Below are 17160 nucleotides of genomic sequence, written 5' to 3' on the forward strand. Positions count from 1 at the left end.
ATGAAGCTACCTATGATCCTTGATGCCGCCCATATTGACCAGGCTGCCGAACTGGTCGAGGAGTACTACACCAAGACCTACAAGCGTGGCGAAATACAGACTGGCGCTCGTTTTGAATCATGGGCGGGTGGTGGAGATGCCCCTGAGGTGGTCAATACGATTACAGCGGATGACTTGATTCCCGTGGGTTTCCTCTCCGTCGAAGTCCCCGCACCTGCTGCCATCGGGATTTTGGAAACTCACAAGGCCAAAATTTCTGAGCTGCTAATAGAGATCCCGGCTGACCTTGACCTTGCTAGCGTTTCTACTGAGAAGTTCGCCTCTACCCTGGGTTAAGGCAGCGCCGCCATTCAGCTCTGGCGGATTCTTCGCCAATCTGATGCGGAGCGTTGGGATGTTGGCCCCACTAAGGCGAGCAAAATTATGGCCCGCAAGCGCCCTAGGTTGATTCCTATTTGCGATTCCGTGATCAGTTCAGTGATGGAAATGAAGAATTCAGACAAGCAGTGGATCACCTGGCACGAACTGCTGACAGATGGATCGGGACTGCCTGAGCGGCTGAAGGAGATTCAGGAGAAAGCGGGTGTTGCTCCTGATGCATCCGCACTTCGCATCATGGATGTTGTTCTGTGGAAGCATGGCAAAGACCTCTTGCAGACGAAGACGAGCTAAACAGGGCGGCCTGCAGTCGGTTTCGGTAAGAGGCCGATACCCAGATACCGAGGCAGTGCCCCGCAACACGTCCATGAATGCTCCATTCGGGTGTGCGTTGGACAGCGCCCGGCTGATCCGTTCCAACGATTCCAATTCCGACCCGCCCGAAACCATTGCGCCATACAGAGCTGCCACTGTGGGCGTCCTGCTCTCAGCTTGTACACAGTGCAGGTACACCGTGTGCCCCTCGGCACGGAATCGGGCCACGGCTTCTGCCGCATCTCGCAGCACAAAGTCCAGATGTGCATTCTCAGCCGGATCAGCACTGTCAATCAGCCAGAACGTCGCATGATTCTCGGCTGCTATGAGAGGAGCCGCATCCTGACCAACCCTGCACAAACTAACGACGGCGGACACCTCACCCAGTGCTGCCGGCAGGCCGCGGGTGGCTACGTCATCCGAACCGAGGAACGGCAACTGTGCCGAGCCGCCAATCCAGAGACCGGCGTCATCAGGATGCTGCACCACCGTGCCGATTCCACGCCAGCCGCTGTAATCCACGGCTGAAATCCGCGGCCACGAACCCGGCTGGCTCCCACCCGCTACAAGTTACATCGCCAGCGCAACGAGCTCGTGCTCAGCCCTGCCATGCCGCACCTGAACTGAATGCGCCAGCACCACGTCGTCCGGCAAGTCCGCCATCAACTGGTTCCAAACTGCCTGCTCAGCTAGCTGACCAACGCTAAAGTCAGGCTCGGGTGGAATGCAACGCGCAGTGGGGCCCTACTGCGAATGCAATGAAATCTCCAAGCTACCTGCTCTCAGGAGTTGCTGCGGGATTGCAGAGAGTATGACGGTTCGTTTTTGTCGCACCCATCAAATACCCTGGCGAAGTGAACACTTTTGATGGGGGAGAGTCAGCTAATTTGCTGGCCGAGGGACTGTACGAGCTGCTGCACACGGACAATTTGGGGCAGCGGCTGCAATTGGTCCCTGATTTTCAGCCAGAGCTGGTTCAAGTCCAGACAGAACTGTCTCCGGAAGTCCTCGCCCGCCACGTTGGTGATGCCGTCCGCGAATTGCTCAACGGAACCAAAGCTGAGGACCGTGTTGCCAAAACTAACCAGATCCTGAGCGTCATTGACCCTGGAAACCGTGTCAGTACGGGGCCGCGACAGCTTCAGTCTCTTCATCGCACTGACGCCTTGAAGCGTCGCCAGCTGCGCCGCCCGTCAACGCAACTCAGCGACAGTGCGCTCCTGACCAATGGCAAGGACGATCCGAACCTTGCCGCCGAAATCAGAGCTGAAATTGAGTCGGCAGATTCAGTGGATCTACTGTGTGCCTTCATCCGATGGACTGGCATCCGGCTTCTGGATAGTGCCCTTCTTGAATTAAAGGAACGGGGCGGAAAACTACGCGTCATCACCACCACCTACATGGGTGCAACGGAACGCCGGGCAATTGACCACTTGGTCAATGAGTACGGTGCAGAAGTCAAGATCAGTTACGAAACCCACTCCACCAGGCTCCATGCCAAGGCGTGGATGTTCCGCCGCAATACCGGATTTGACACCGCCTATGTTGGAAGTTCAAACCTGAGCCAGGCGGCCATGGTGGACGGACTTGAATGGAACGTCAAGCTCTCAAACGTCGGAACTCCGGCTCTGCTGCAGAAGTTTGCCATCACTTTTGACAGCTATTGGGAGCAACGTGCCTTCCAAAGCTATGACCCTGATAACGACGCCGACAAACTCGATGCCGCGCTGGCCCGCAACGGTGGAAAGTTCACGGCGGCGCCCAGCGGACTGACAGGTCTTGAAGTTCAGCCGTATCTTCACCAAGAGGAGATGCTCGAAGACCTCGAAGCGGAACGTGCCAAGGGTTTCCACCGCAATTTACTCGTCGCAGCTACGGGAACAGGCAAAACTGTCATTGCCGCCCTTGACTACCAGCGTCTTTGCGAAGCCGCTGGGCGAAGGCTCTCGCTATTGTTCATAGCTCACCGCAGGGAAATTCTGCAGCAGTCCCTGACCACATACCGCGACGTCGTGCAAGATGGCGCGTTCGGTGAGCTCTACGTTGGAGAGCACAAACCGAGACAGTGGAAGCAGGTATTTGCCAGCGTCCAGTCGCTCTCAGCCATGGGAGTTACGCAATTAGATGCGGACCGTTTCGACGTGGTCGTCATTGATGAGTTCCATCATTCAGCGGCACCCACCTACAGGGAAGTGATTGGGCACCTCAAGCCGCAGGAACTGCTGGGGCTGACAGCGACGCCTGAACGCGGTGACGGTATCCACGTTGCAGATGAGTTCTTTGAGGGGCGCACGGCCAGCGAACTGCGGCTGTGGGATGCTCTCGATGCTGACCTGTTGGTGCCGTTCCACTATTTCGGCGTCTCGGATGACGTGGATCTGAGCCATCTGGAATGGAAACGCGGTTCCTATGATGTGCAACAGCTGAGCACGCTCTACACAGGCAATGATGCGCGTGCGGCGAAGGTCATTCGCGAGCTGCGGGACAAGGTCACCAGCACTGCGGACATGCGCGCCATCGGCTTTTGCGTCTCCGTGCAGCATGCAATTTTCATGGCGGAGGTCTTCAACCGGGCCGGGATCACCTCTGTTGCGGTGTCGGGGCAAACGGACGACGGCGAACGCGCCCTTGCGCTGCGGCGCCTGCGTGAACGCGAAATCAATTGCATATTCGCCGTTGACCTATTCAATGAGGGTTTGGACCTGCCACAAGTAGATACAATTCTGCTGCTGCGACCGACTCAAAGTTCCACAATATTTATTCAGCAGCTGGGGCGCGGACTCAGACGGGCCCCAGACAAGGCAGTGCTCACTGTTCTGGATTTCATCGGCCAGCAACACCGCGAATTCCGGTTTGATGTGCGCTTCCGGGCATTGACGGGATATGGCCGGAAGCAGCTGAGCAAAGCCGTGGAAGAGGACTTCCCCTTCCTGCCGTCGGGATCACAGATAGTGCTGGACAGAGTTGCCAAGGACGTTGTGCTCGGCAGCATCAAGGCACAGCTGAACCTGAGCCGGCCGAATCTGGTCAAGGACATCAGATCGTATGCAGAACTATTTCTGGCAGAATATTTGGACAAGTCCGGCCACGACCTGAAAACCATTTACCGCAGCACCAAAGACTCCTGGACCGGCTACCTGAGAAAAGCCAATCTCATTCAAGGATTCTCACCGGCTGAAGCCGCGATTCAGGGAAAACTTGAAGAACTTTCTCATGCGGCGGAGGGCAAACTGTTATCCAGAATGGCCGCCCTCATTCACATCGATGACAGGGAACGTGCCGAAGCCTACTCGATGCTCGTTTCCGAAAATGCACCTCCTTACGCGGATTTAACCACACGTGAGCAGGTCTTCGCCCGAATGCTCTTTTACACCTTGTGGGACGATGCCGGGGGATTTGCCTCCTATGATGCAGGATTCCAATATCTGCGAAGTTACCCCTATGTGTGTCAGGAAATTCACCAACTCGTAGCTTTGGGAGCAGGGGCTTCCAAGCGAGCCGGCAAAAGTTTAGGTATGGAGCTCGCTGGCGTGCCGTTGCTTTCGCATGCCACGTACAGGCGTGAAGAAATCCTTGCGGCCTTGGAGTTTGGTTCACTCGCCAAGGGCAAAAATGTTAGCCATAGGGAGGGTGTGGCCTGGTGCCCTGAAACAAAGACGGACGCCTTCTTCGTGACACTCAATAAAGATGAAGCAAACCACTCAGCTACCACCATGTACAAGGACTACGCCATCAGTCCAGAGCTCTTCCATTGGGAATCGCAGAATGCAACCTTGCCCACAAGCCCCACAGGAAAGCGATATCTGGATCGTAAGTCCCACGGCTCCAAGATTGTGCTGTTCACCCGGGAAGCTGCGGAGGATGAGACTGGATTGACCGTGCCTTACACATGCCTTGGCCAAGTTGACTATGTCCAGCACAAGGGTGAGAAGCCCATCGCCATCACCTGGAAGCTGCAGCGTGCCATGCCGGCGGATGTATTTGCAGATGCTGCTGCAGTGGCGCAATGAACCCATAGCCCGGGCGTGATGGGCTGGATCGCGTTGAATCCGGAAACAATCGTCACCTACTGCGCAGTATCTATTGTTCGTGCAACAGTGGAACGATACCCATTGCTATAGGAGGACCACCATGAGCATTCGAGACAACACCAACCGCAGGCTCAAAGAAGTCCTTGACATCATGGCCGCCGGATCGTGGCAGGATGACAAGCCCAACGGCGGTGAAGTCCTGGCCGAAGCAGTGGCACGGATTCCCTTCACCAAGGAAGAGTCCGAACTCCTCAGCGGCGGCATCCCGCGCGGTCACAAGAACCTCACCAAGGCCACGGCAGATCTGGTCAAGGCCGGATGGATGACCAAGGGCCGTGGTGGCTGGGCCATCACGGACAACGGCCTACGCGCCACGGTGGCCTTCAGCACTGTTGAGAAGCTCAGCGATGCACTCAGCAACGGCACACTCATTCCTGCCGGTACTGAACTGCCAGAAAAACCTGCCGGCACACCAGCAGCAAAGACCGCACCAGCCAAGCAGCCGTCCGTCAAGGCTGCCACAGCCCCCATGGCCGCGAAAGAGCAGGCGGGGGACTCCGGCGTCGTACTTGGGGAGCAGCCAGCTTCAGTGGCTTTGGTGGGAGATTTCGGCACCACCTTGGGTGCGGAGAAGAACTGGGATCCCAGCCATGCCGCCGTGCAGATGACGCTAGATAGCATTGGTGGGCTCTGGCAGTTGACAGCCGACCTCCCCGCCGGACAGTACAACTACAAGGCTGTGGTCAACGGAAGCTGGGATGAAAACTACGGCGCATTCGGTCTGCTAGATGGCGCCAACCACGAGTTCTCCCATGCTGGCGGGCATGTCACTTTCCACTACAACCACGCCACCAAAGACGTGCTGCGCGGCTAAGGCGCTGTTGCCTGTGAGCTCTCCCAACTATCGTCTGGCCAACGCGGCCGCCAAATAAGGTGCGGTGCGGCTTTCCTCAGCAGTGGCTACGTCCTCGGGTAACCCGGTTGCCATGATGCGGCCGCCGGCGGACCCTCCCGAGGGCCCTAAGTCAATGACCCAATCGGCGGCGGCCACCACGTCCATCTCGTGCTCCACAACCACCACAGTGTTGTTGGCGTCCACCAACCGGTTGAGCTGATGCATCAACAACTGAACATCGGCAGGGTGCAGACCCGTGGTGGGCTCATCCAAGAGGTACAGCGTGTGACCGCGCCGCGGGCGCTGCAATTCGGTGGCAAGTTTGATCCGCTGTGCTTCACCACCCGAGAGTTCCGTGGCAGGCTGCCCCAGCCGGAGATAGCCCAGCCCCACTTCACGTAGGGTTGCCAAGCTTCTTGCCGCAGCGGGAATGTCCGCGAGCACCTGCGCTGCCGCATCCACCGTCAGCGCCAGAACATCGGCAATGGACTTTCCCTTGTACAACACTGCCAAGGTCTCATCATTGAAGCGGGAACCGTGGCAGACGGGGCAGGGGCCGTAACTACCCGGAAGGAACAGTAGTTCCACCGCCACGGCGCCTTCACCCAAGCATGTTTCACAGCGCCCACCCGCAACGTTGAAAGAAAACCTGGCCGCGGTAAATCCCTTCGCCCGTGCCTCGGGTGTGGCAGCGAACTCACGCCGGACGGCGTCGAACATTCCTGTGTACGTAGCCAGGTTGGAGCGCGGTGTCCGGCCAATGGGGCGCTGGTCCACGGGAACCACACGGTCTACGCCGCCGAACCCGCTTGTTCCCGCGATGTCCTCCGGGGCGGAGTCATCGCCTTCGCTCTGGCCTCCAGCAGTGCTGTTCAGCACCTGCAATAACGTGGACTTCCCAGAACCGGATACCCCAGTAATGGCTGTCAGAACGTTCTTAGGGATCTGTGCATCAACGTTCTCAAGATTGTGGGAGCTGATACCTACCAATTCCAACCAGCCTTGGGGATCTCTGCGCACTGCGGAGGTGCCGGTAGCCCTTTCAGCATCCTGCGCTATGGGCGCAGACGGGGAAGCCCCTTCCAATAGGAAGGGCCGCGTGACTGACTCTTGAACATGGGCAATCCCCGGAACTGGGCCGCTGTAAACAATCCGGCCACCGGCTTCACCTGCCTGGGGGCCTACATCAACCAGCCAGTCGGCCCGCCGGACCATGTCCATGTTGTGTTCAACAATGAAGACGCTATTTCCGGAACGTTTGAGCTGTTGTAATACCTCCAGCAGCGGCTCGGCGTCGGCCGGATGCAGCCCCGCTGACGGTTCATCCAGAACGTAGATGACACCGAAAAGTCCAGAACGGAGCTGGGTGGCAATGCGTAAGCGCTGCATCTCTCCGGGGGAGAGGGTGGGCGTGCTGCGGCCCAGGCTCAGATACCCTAGTCCCAGATCCAGCAGCACTGTTATGCGCTGGTGCAAATCATGGGCAATGGCGCTTGCAACGGCCTCACGGCTCCCATCATCGCCAGTAGGGCCGGTCATGATCCTCTGCAGTACCTCAGCGAGTTGCGTCAGCGGCAGGGCATTCATGGCGGAAATGTCTTTGCCCTCCACCGTCACCGCCATGGCCGCCACTTTCAGCCCGCTCCCACCACATTCGGGGCAGGGTCCTGAATGCATGAATCTCAGGGCGTTCTCACGCATAGGTGCACTCTTGGTGTTGGCTAGAGTGTGTAAAACATGGCTGCGGGCGCTCCAGAATTTTCCCTTATAGGGTTTGGCCACCCGGTCCCTTTGCGGCGTTACCTCAACAACAGGTTGCTCTTCGGTAAAGAGGATCCAATCACGTTCTTTTTTAGGCAGCTTCTTCCACGGAACGTCAACGTTGTAGCCCAGATGGCTGAGAATGTCGCGGAGGTTTTTACCTTGCCAAGCGCTGGGCCACGCCGCAACCGCACCTTCGCGAATGCTGAGGTGTGGGTCCGGCACCAGCAATTCTTCGGTAACAGTGTGGGCAGTCCCTAGGCCGTGGCACACCGGGCAGGCGCCAGCCACCGTGTTGGGCGAGAAGGAATCTGAGTACAAAATCTCAGCGCCCTTAGGGTAGTCACCTGCCCGAGAAAATAACATCCGTACTGAGTTTGAAAGAGTTGTTACTGTCCCCACTGAAGAGCGGGTGCTGGGGGTTCCGCGGCGCTGTTGCATGGCCACTGCCGGTGGAAGTCCCGAAATGGACTCCACCCGGGGTGTGTTTCCTTGTTGAATGAGACGGCGCGCGTAGGGAGCCACGGATTCAAAATAGCGGCGTTGGGCTTCAGCGAAAATAGTGCCAAAGGCCAGCGAGGACTTACCGCTCCCTGAGATGCCGGTGAAGGCGACAATGGAGTCGCGGGGGACATCCACGTCCACGTTTTTCAGGTTGTTCTCGCGGGCACCGCGGACTTGGACAAATCCTGAGTGCTCAGGGCTGGTGGTGGTCAGAGCTGTACTTAGAGACGATCCCATTTATCGACCCTAACGTGAATTTTGCTTGGGCGCTGTCCTAGTGCCCAATGCCTGTACCTACTCCCTGCATTTCGCGGCCTCCCACCGCCCGGCTAGCCTTGAAGCATGACAATCGACGCGAGTGATTCCACCCTGAGTGCTACCCCGGCTAAAAAGCCGGCAGCAGCTTGGCATTCGGAGAGTGGGAACCTCGTCGCAGAAGGGGACAACCTCAGCTTTTTAGGCACACTGCCGGATGAAAGTTTCCGCCTGATCTACATTGACCCGCCCTTTAACACCGGCAAGGTTCAAGCGCGCCAAAACATGACCAACGTCCGCAGCGAAACAGGCTCCCGCGTAGGTTTTCAAGGCCGCAGCTATGAAACCATCAAGGGCTTGACGCTGAGCTACAACGATTCCTTCGGCGACTACTGGGAATTTTTGGAGCCCCGGCTAGAAGAAGCATGGCGTCTCTTGAAGGACGATGGCACTCTCTACTTGCACCTGGACTACCGCGAGGTCCACTATGCCAAGGTGCTGCTGGACGCCCTCTTTGGCCGCGAGTGCTTCCTCAATGAAATCATCTGGGCCTATGACTACGGGGCGCGCTCCAAAAAGCGTTGGCCCGCCAAGCACGACAACATCCTTGTCTACGTCAAAAACCCTAAAACCTATTACTTCAACAGCACCGAAGTAGACCGCGAGCCCTACATGGCGCCCGGGCTGGTCACACCCGAAAAGCGGGAACTGGGCAAGCTGCCCACCGATACTTGGTGGCACACCATTGTTTCCCCGATGGGCCGCGAAAAAACTGGGTACCCCACCCAGAAGCCCCTCGGGATCCTTCGCCGCATTATCCAAGCCAGCACCGAGCCGGGGGACTGGGTACTGGATTTCTTCGGTGGCAGTGGCACCACCGGGGCCGCCGCCCTGGAACTGGACAGGCGCTTTGTCATGGTGGATCAAAACCCCGAAGCCATTGAAGTTATGCGCACACGCCTGGACCCGGAGCAGGTCACCTTCATTAAGCACAAGAGCGCCAAGTAACCCTCAGCCGAAGGGGACCAGCCACTCCACCGCAACGTAAATGCAGGCGGCAATGGTAATCACTCCGGTGAAGCACGCCGCAATCCAGAGTGAGCGGCGTGGTGCTTTCACCGCAAGGCCCAGCAGCAGCGGAAAAGCCAGCATGGCCAAGGTGGCCAGAAATCCCAAAACGCCCAAGGCAATACCGGGGCCCGTGACCGCTGTGTCCAGAGTTCCCGTCATGACGATGATAGAGAGCAGTGCCAGCAACAACGCGGGGTAACCCAGCAACGCCCAGCCGGCAACGGTGATGACAATGGCCAGCCAGAGTCCGCGCTGGGGCCTAGCTGCAGTAGCTGGCTCAGCGCGTGATGTGGCTAGGCGCTGGGACGGGATCTCGCGGTGAGGACGGGGCATGGGCTTATTTTGGCATGCCGTGCTGAGTGCGGACTGTATGCACTTAGAGTCATCCAGTAGCTACGTGAATGAGGCCAAGAATGGCAGGGATGGTGGCTAAGGCGCCAAAAATCAACAAGCCCGTGCTGCGCCGGTAAAGTGCCATCCCGAGTAGTAAAGGGGAAGCTACTGCAGAAGCGCCGACGAAAAAAGACTGCACATAGAAATTGGAATTATTAGAATCCCCGTTGCCGGAGCTCATCAATGCAGCCATGAGGGAAAAACCAGCAAAGACCAGGAAAGCCGGAGAAAATACTAGCCACCCGATGACCGTGATGGCGACGGCCCCACCCACGTTACCCCTCGCTTTGAGCGCCGGGATCTCCTTAGTACAGCTTGGCTCAGGGGCGTGGTTGGAGTTGCTGAGATAGGCCATCAGCCCAGATTGCTCAGCCAGCGGAACACGAAGTACAAAATGACGCACACGGTGGGAATTCCGGTGATCAGTGCTGCCCGCCACATGGCCCGCTCCTTAAACCGCACCGCCTGGCCCAGCAGGTGAGGAGCGGCAATCATGCAGAACAGTAGGACTGCGCCACCAAAAATCAGGGCCAAGCGGGCTGGCGATGCCATGCTCTGCGAAGGCTCCAAGACGGCGGCAAGGATGAAGACCGCCATCAAAATGATCGGCACCACCACCACAGCCCAGCCGATGAGCGCCACGAGGGTGCCGGTGAGCTGGGAGCGTTCTTGTTTTACGCGCTCGGTTGGCGTGGGTTCAAGGTGGGAGTTCTCAGTCATGTTCTAGTTCTACCAGTATTGGCGACGGAACTTGCGTTCGCTTCGTGTCCGTGAAGTACCAACAAGGCTTTCCTCTCCGTGAAGCTGAGACTGTGCTGAGACTCCCCGTTCACAATTGACAGGCCAGCGTTAAGTGCCACCCGCAGCCTGCGCCCAACGAGCGCCGTGGTACATCAATTCTATGAAATCTGTGGACGCACCGCCCGGCTGGGTGTATTCTGCATCACCGTCTATAGTGGTCTGGGTGACATTGGACGGATGTCCCGCAAAAAATCTTGAAAGAGGGCCACTGTGCACGATCGTATTCGCCATGCCGGATTGTTGGAAAAGCGTATGTCGGCCGAGGCGGCAGCTGCGCTGATCAAGCCCGGAATGACCGTCGCCATGAGTGGCTTTACCGGTGCGGGCTACCCTAAAGCAGTGCCGCAGGCGCTCGCTGCACAGATGGAAACCGCGCACGCCGCCGGAACTGATTTCAAGATCAAGGTCCTCACCGGCGCTTCCACCGCCCCTGAACTGGACGGTGTCTTGGCCAAGGTTGGCGGCATGGAACTGCGTCTGCCGTACATGTCAGATCCAGCTCTGCGCAAGCGTATTAACGACGGTGACCTCGACTACATGGACATCCATCTCAGCCACGTTGCCCAGCACACCTGGTTCGGTTTCTACGGCGGCATCAACATTGCGATCGTTGAAGTGGTGGGCATTCGCGAGGACGGATCGCTGATTCCCTCCACCTCGGTGGGCAACAACAAGACTTGGCTGGACATGGCCGACGCCGTGATTCTTGAGGTCAACGCGCAGCAATCCGCGCAGCTGGAAGGCATGCACGACATCTACTACGGCACTGCGCTGCCGCCGCATCGTAAGCCCATCGCGCTCGTGGCACCGGAAGACCGAATTGGCCAGGCCTACCTGGACGTTGACATGAACAAGGTCATTGCCGTGGTGGAGACCGACGCGCCGGACCGGCTCTCTGCCTTCGCCGCCCCGGATGAGGCCTCCACCCAGATTGCCTCACACCTGCTGGACTTCCTGGACGGGGAGATCAAGACCGGACGCCTGACGGATAAGCTGCTGCCGCTGCAGTCTGGCGTGGGTAACATTGCCAACGCTGTGCTGGCAGGACTGTCCCGTGGTGGATACCGCGGTTTGAAGGCGTACACCGAAGTGATCCAGGACGGAATGCTTGAGCTGATCAAGGACGGCACCCTGGCGTTCGCCTCGGCCACCTCCTTCTCCCTCTCCGAGGCTGGCATTGAGGAGTTCAACCGCAACGTCGACTTCTACCGTGAGCGCATTGTTTTCCGCACCCAGGAGATTTCCAACCACCCCGAATTGATCCGCCGCCTGGGCTGTATTGCCCTGAACGGCATGATCGAAGCGGACATTTACGGCAACGTAAACTCCACCCACGTTGTTGGCTCACACGTCATGAACGGCATTGGCGGCTCCGGCGATTTCGCCCGCAACGGCTACTTGGGTGCGTTCATGTCCCCTTCCACTGCCAAGGGCGGAAAGATCTCCGGCATTGTTCCCATGGCCAGCCACGTGGACCACACTGAGCATGACACCATGCTTATCATCACCGAACAGGGCCTGGCTGACCTGCGTGGTTTGGCGCCGAAGCAGCGCGCCCGCGTCATCACCGAAAAGTGTGCGCACCCGGACTACAAGCCCATGCTCGAGGACTACTTTGCCCGCGCCTCAAGGGATTCGTACGGCAAGCACACCCCGCACCTGATGGGCGAGGCCCTGTCCTGGCACCAGCGCTACATTGAAACCGGTGATATGCGCCTGTAGTTAAGCCCACGTTGGCTGATTTTTTGTGGTGCCTGTGGCCCGAGTAGCTTGGCTCGCCACACCGCAAAGCCCCGTTCTTTCTGCCTTTTGGTTGCAAGGACGGGGCTTTTTGCGCCCCGGCGAGTGATTAGTGCGTGGGCAGCGGGTGGATGGTGAGCCGACGGCGGTGGACACGATGCCGGCAGGGATGCAGCTGAGTAAGCGGAAAAGCCAAATGAAGGCCTGGCGTGAGGGCCTGCTGGCCCTGGAGCGTCGCCACAAGCTACTGAATTTCCAGCACCCGAGATCACTGATCCAGTGCCGCGGCGTTGGGCGTGCCCGTCAGCCAGTAAATGCATGTGGCCACGGTAGCTGATACGAATGAAACTCAGATCCTGAGCGTGTGTAAACGCCTGCACCAGCGTTGAAGATGTCTTGGGACTTTGCCCTAGATAGGCTCGCGTTTGAGGATGCGGAGGGCAATCACTCCCCAGGGATGCCTTTAACATCGATCAGCCCGGTTCCGGGAGGTCTAAGACCTGCCCGGAACCGGGCATGAGGGATAAACGTACTTCTTTCAAAACTTTCCACACGCTAAGGCTTAACAGCCGTACTGCCGACCGTAATCAACTGTTGCGCCGCATGAGGAGATATGCCCTAGTTGCAGGCTCCTGTGGCTTCCCAAGGTCCCCACTGTGAAGCGCCGGGCTTCTCATTTAGGGTCCACCATTTGGCCTTGTAACTGATGCCGCCATGGGACACCTTGGAACCGCCGAGATAGGTCGCTGTTGCGCTCCAAGGAGCGGCACAGCCTGACCCGGTGGGCGGAGTTGTGGGCGGTGTTGTGGGAGTGACTGTCGGAGTGGTGGTCGGGGTAGGAGTGGGAGTCGGAGCAGTGGTCGGTGTAGGTGTAGGAGTAGGAGTGGGGTTCGTCGTGGACGGGGGTGCTGCTTCAGTGACAGGACCCGGCGCTGCAGCGCGGAACTTATCAGACATTGCGCCTACCAGCTCACCGTTGCGGTCGCCAGAGAGCTCCCACCACATGCCGCCGCCAAGTCCCTTGCTGACAATGTAGTCAGTTTTTTGCTTAGTGGTGGCAATGTTGTCATAACTCCACCACTGGGTGCCGTCATAGCGCCACGCAGATCCGGTTGCGGCGTCGTAGTGGTCCGTGCCAAGCGTCTTTAGCTTGTCGTAGTCCTCATTGGCCTTTTCGTAAGTGCCGGGAGCGCCATCAGTGGCAGGGCCCCAAGGGGAAACGTTCTTTGCACCTGTCCAGCCGCGGCCGTAGGCTGCTAGCCCTAGTCCCAGCTGCTTCGGGTCAATGCCAGCTGCAAGGTACTTTTTCACGGCCTTATCGGCACTGAATTTCTTGCTCGGCTCGCGAGGATCCGCGGGGTCGTCATACAGATTGGCCTGGTGACCGGTGAGCGTGGGGTTCCACGCACCGTGCAAGTCATAGCCCTGGATACTGCCAAAGTCCAAGGACTTGAAGTTGGCAGGGTCATCCCAGCCACCTGCATCGATGTCCGCAGGATTAGCAGGCAGGAAGGCGCTCAGGACGTACTTCTTATTATTCGTTGAGCCGTAAGCGTCAAGCTGCTTACGGAACTCCGCCAGTAGAGCCTTGAAATTTGCACGATCATTGACGGTGTCTACACCGTTGCCTTCTAGACCGGAGTTTGTGCCCGGCCATTCCCAGTCAATGTCAATGCCGTCAAAAATCCCGGCCGCCGCACCAGCGCCGCCGCGACCTTCGAAGTTTGGCAGGTTGCCCTTGATGTATAGGTCAATGCAGCTGGAAACCAGCTTCTGGCGGGACTGCTCAGTGGCTGCGGCCTTGGAGAAGTTCTTGGACCAGGTCCAGCCGCCCAAAGAGATCATGACTTTGAGTTTGGGGTTTTTAGCCTTCAACTGCTTGAGCTGGTTGAATGAACCAGCCAAAGGCTGATCCCAAGTATCAGCCTTGCCTGAGACGGACTTGTCGGCCGCATAACCCATGCCGAAGTCTGCCCAAGCATCGCCGGCTCCATCGGAGCCGTTGGGACCGGTTCCCTGCGCCTTATTGGCCATAAAACAGGTCAATGTCTGGTTGTTGATGTTACCGAAAGAGTAGTTGATGTGAGTGAGGTTTTTGGCTGTACCGGAGACGTCTAGCTGCTTTGCCTGGAATGCGCGTCCATACACTCCCCATTGTGCAAAGTAGCCAACGTTGCGGTAGCCGTTGACCGTTGAAGTGAGGGGGGCATCGGCCGCGGTGTTGGGCGGTGCAGCATTGGCACCGAGGGCACCCACGCCCCCTGCCAATCCGGCAACCATGGTGCCCGCCGCTACAGCAGCCCACAGCTTAGTAAGGCGTCTGGGCCGTTTGATTTTTTCTGACATGAGCAGTCCTTTGAACAGTGAGGTGCGCGTATCGCACCGTCGTCCAGGAACAACGCTATTCGTCGGTGGCGCATGTCACATCAGCATGATCCACATACTTTTCCCGCTGACATTGATCTAAGTAGTAATACTTAGATTGCCGTGATGGCAGGAATTTTTTCTTTTCCTCTACTTTTCCCCCCACTCATGGACATAAAGGCGGCGAGATTCCGAAGAATCCCGCCGTCTTTGTGTTAGATGCTCACGATCTGTGGTGTTACGTTTCCCGTGTCAGCAGGAAAGGCCTCACTTGCCGCACAGGATGGGAGAACCCCAAGCGTTGGCAGCGCCGGAACCGGGGACTTCACCCTGGGTCCACCACTTGGCCTTATAACTGGAGCCTGCGTGAGCTACAACAGCCCCGCCGGTGTAGACCGCTGCAGCGGACCATGTAACAGCACCATTACAGCTCTCAACCGGGCCCGCGCCGTTGCCGCCGCCAGTGCCCGCGGAGGGCTCCACCACGCTCACGCCACGAGGGTAATCGGTCAGGAGAGCATACTGTTCTGAACCAATACTGACCCGGAAGTTGGAAATCATCGAGGTAGGTAGCGTCCATGCCAGCTTGGTACTGACGGTAGCGCCGGGCGCAATGCCCCCGGCGGGTACCTTGATGGTGTAGGTATGGAAGTCACCCTTGAGCCCGCCGACGTTACTGCCGGTGTGATCGCTGGAATCCTTTGTGATAGACCAGCCGCTCTGTTCCTTCATCTCACCCGTATCGCTTGTTGCACTGTCAAAGGTGATAGTTGCACCGGCCGGGATGGTGGTTTTGGAGTTATTCGTGAAGTGCGCTTCTGGGTTGATGGGGTAGTTGTTGTCACCCAAGGCGAAGTTTTTCAGTTCAACACCAAGGTCAATGGCCTTGGTGGGCATCTTCACGTTGGCCTTGGTGGCCCCATAGGGTTTGGACGCGGACAGGGTTGAATGGATTTTATTTACCAGTGTGGAGCCCATCTCGTACTGGCCCTTGCTGGCGTTGTACTCGTAGTCACCGGCGAGCTCCCAAATCATGACCCCGCCCAGGCCCTTATCTGCCACGTAGTCTGCCTTGGCTTGGATCGCCTGATCGGCGTCGCCGCTAAGGAATGTCTTTGTGGTGTCATTCCACCACCACTCATTTTTGGTGACGTTATCAAAATGGCGTGTGTAAGTGCCCTTGAGAGCACCCGTCGGTGAACCATAGGAAGCCGCGTAATCGCCCACAACACCCTTTTGCAGGTTCAGCACATGCCATATTGGGTTAGCCCCGGCGGCCAATTCGCCACCCATCGAATCGCTGTCATGCCACAGGTTGTCGATGCCCCCGGCACCGTCACCACACTTGGAGTTTCCGCCGGCTTTAGGCCCGGTTCCGGGAGCGCACTTGTTCTGGTCGGCCAACACGGAGCTACCGTAGAGGCCATTGGTTCCGCCCTGTACGTTAGTCCAGCCGCGAGTGTAGAAAGGCACTCCTAGGTTGATGCGACCAGCTGGCATTGCGCCGCGGAAGTAGTGGTATGCCCAGTCAGAGTTCAAGTAGCCGATGCCCTTATAGGCGTTGTACACGCCACCAGCGGCGAGCTCTGGATCTTTGCCATCGTCGAAGAGCGCCGCGTTGCCGCCCACGAAGTTATTCCATGCACCGTGCAAGTCATAGCTCATCATGTTAACGAAGTCCAAGTATTTAACAACCTGATGCGCTTCCATGCCACGCAACAGCCAGCCCGAGGCCGGAGCGGCAACTGTGAGCTGGTAGTAAGTGCCATCAGCAACGCTGGCTTTGTCCAGTTTTTCGCGCAGAGTCTTCATTAGCTTCATGTAGTTCTCAAAGAGCACGGCTCGGCGAGGCTCCGAGATAGCAAAGTCATCCGGGTTACCCGCTTTGGAGTTGCTAGTGGCGTATTCATAATCGATATCCACACCACTAAAGCCATACTTGCGGATGAATTCCACGGCTGAATCGGAGAAGGTATCGATCTTTGCTTGGGATTCGGTCAACGTATAGAAGCCGCCATCCCCAACACGAGTGCCATCAGCAGCGAAGTAACCACCGGTCTCGGCCCAACCACCAACTGAAACCAGAGTTTTCACTCCAGGGTTTTCCTTCTTGAACTTCTTCAGCTGGTTCAAGTGCCCCTTGTAAGGCAACGTTGGGTCCATCTCTGCGCCAGCAACACCGGGCCACGTCAGGTCAGTGGCCGCATTACCGGGTGTCTCTGCACCCACGGAGACTTTGTTGTTCTTGTCAATGTGGGCAAAGGCGTAGTTGATGTGGCTGAGTTTCTTCCACGGGATGTCACTGGCGAGGTAGCGTGGGGCGCCGTTCTCACCGGTGCGCCAGCTGGTGAAATAGCCGATCACGCGTTGTTCTAGTCCATTGGGAAGGAGTTCCCTGCCGGCTTCGTCATAGACGGAGCAATACGGCACATTGACGCCGGGGGTTTGGTACAGGCCGTCGGGCCGGCACTTCTCATCCGGGTTTGATGTCCAAGGGGTTCCGGCCGCAGGAGTTGTGGGTGGCGGCGTGGTTGGGGTTGCTGTCGGAACAGCAGTGGGAGTTGTGGTCGGAACCGCGGTTGGCGTCGGCGTAGGCGTTGGCGTCGGCGTAGGCGTCGGATCGGTTACGGTGCCGCATGTGCCCTGACTAGT

At 57.9% G+C, this 17160-nt stretch carries 12 protein-coding genes and 1 pseudogene; 6 read left to right on the top strand and 7 right to left on the bottom strand.

Translation table 11 applies throughout. The features are described 5' to 3' along the window. The first annotated feature begins 12 nt into the window (after nt 1–12). The 4 genes and pseudogenes from ABIB48_RS07350 (at nt 13) to ABIB48_RS07365 (ending at nt 5598) form a co-directional block, all read left to right on the top strand. Nucleotides 13–672, top strand: a pseudogene (locus tag ABIB48_RS07350) (DUF6308 family protein). A 282-nt stretch (nt 673–954) separates the two neighbouring features. Beyond that, nucleotides 955–1221 (top strand): hypothetical protein, encoded by a 267-nt coding sequence (locus ABIB48_RS07355; protein ID WP_354212596.1) that lies wholly within the window; start codon nt 955–957, stop codon nt 1219–1221. Nucleotides 1222–1547: 326 nt separating this feature from the next. After that, a complete protein-coding gene (locus ABIB48_RS07360; RefSeq protein WP_354212597.1) occupies nt 1548–4703 on the top strand; it encodes a DEAD/DEAH box helicase in 3156 nt (1051 codons plus the stop codon). Nucleotides 4704–4824: 121 nt separating this feature from the next. Continuing rightward, the gene (locus ABIB48_RS07365; RefSeq protein WP_354212598.1) at nt 4825–5598 is read left to right on the top strand and encodes a pullulanase X25 domain-containing protein; all 774 of its coding nucleotides are present in this window, start codon (nt 4825–4827) and stop codon (nt 5596–5598) included. Between the two features lie 27 nt (nt 5599–5625). On the opposite strand, the gene ABIB48_RS07370 is transcribed toward ABIB48_RS07365, so the two are convergent. Next, on the bottom strand, nt 5626–8121 hold the full coding sequence (locus ABIB48_RS07370) for an excinuclease ABC subunit UvrA (RefSeq protein ID WP_354212599.1): 2496 nt from the start codon (nt 8119–8121) through the stop codon (nt 5626–5628). 105 nt (nt 8122–8226) lie between these two features. Here ABIB48_RS07370 and ABIB48_RS07375 point away from each other — a divergent pair, with 105 nt between their 5' ends. Further along, complete coding sequence (locus tag ABIB48_RS07375) at nt 8227–9147, top strand: DNA-methyltransferase (RefSeq protein ID WP_354212600.1); 921 nt, start codon at nt 8227–8229, stop codon at nt 9145–9147. Nucleotides 9148–9150: 3 nt separating this feature from the next. On the opposite strand, the gene ABIB48_RS07380 is transcribed toward ABIB48_RS07375, so the two are convergent. The 3 genes from ABIB48_RS07380 to ABIB48_RS07390 are packed head-to-tail and all read right to left on the bottom strand — an operon-like array spanning nt 9151 to nt 10323. Beyond that, complete coding sequence (locus ABIB48_RS07380) at nt 9151–9543, bottom strand: hypothetical protein (RefSeq protein ID WP_110104738.1); 393 nt, start codon at nt 9541–9543, stop codon at nt 9151–9153. A gap of 49 nt (nt 9544–9592) precedes the next feature. After that, nucleotides 9593–9958, bottom strand: coding sequence for a hypothetical protein (locus tag ABIB48_RS07385; protein ID WP_354212601.1), 366 nt, complete (start codon nt 9956–9958; stop codon nt 9593–9595). After that, complete coding sequence (locus tag ABIB48_RS07390) at nt 9958–10323, bottom strand: hypothetical protein (RefSeq protein ID WP_315914247.1); 366 nt, start codon at nt 10321–10323, stop codon at nt 9958–9960. Before ABIB48_RS07390 ends, ABIB48_RS07385 begins: the two co-directional genes overlap by 1 nt. Nucleotides 10324–10614: 291 nt before the next feature. Here ABIB48_RS07390 and scpC point away from each other — a divergent pair, with 291 nt between their 5' ends. After that, a complete protein-coding gene (scpC, locus tag ABIB48_RS07395; protein WP_211315077.1) occupies nt 10615–12126 on the top strand; it encodes a succinyl-CoA:acetate CoA-transferase ScpC in 1512 nt (503 codons plus the stop codon). 636 nt (nt 12127–12762) lie between these two features. Here scpC and ABIB48_RS07400 read toward each other — a convergent pair. The 3 genes from ABIB48_RS07400 to ABIB48_RS07410 all read right to left on the bottom strand — a co-directional run bounded on the left by ABIB48_RS07400 (nt 12763) and on the right by ABIB48_RS07410 (nt 17146). Then, nucleotides 12763–14490 (bottom strand): glycosyl hydrolase family 18 protein, encoded by a 1728-nt coding sequence (locus ABIB48_RS07400; protein ID WP_315914246.1) that lies wholly within the window; start codon nt 14488–14490, stop codon nt 12763–12765. 285 nt (nt 14491–14775) lie between these two features. Next, a complete protein-coding gene (locus ABIB48_RS07405) occupies nt 14776–16938 on the bottom strand; it encodes a glycosyl hydrolase family 18 protein (protein WP_354212738.1) in 2163 nt (720 codons plus the stop codon). A gap of 43 nt (nt 16939–16981) precedes the next feature. After that, a complete protein-coding gene (locus ABIB48_RS07410) occupies nt 16982–17146 on the bottom strand; it encodes a hypothetical protein (RefSeq protein WP_354212751.1) in 165 nt (54 codons plus the stop codon). Nucleotides 17147–17160: the final 14 nt, after the last annotated feature.

This window comes from Arthrobacter sp. UYCu511, from assembly GCF_040547105.1.
GTDB lineage: Bacteria > Actinomycetota > Actinomycetes > Actinomycetales > Micrococcaceae > Specibacter > Specibacter psychrochitiniphilus.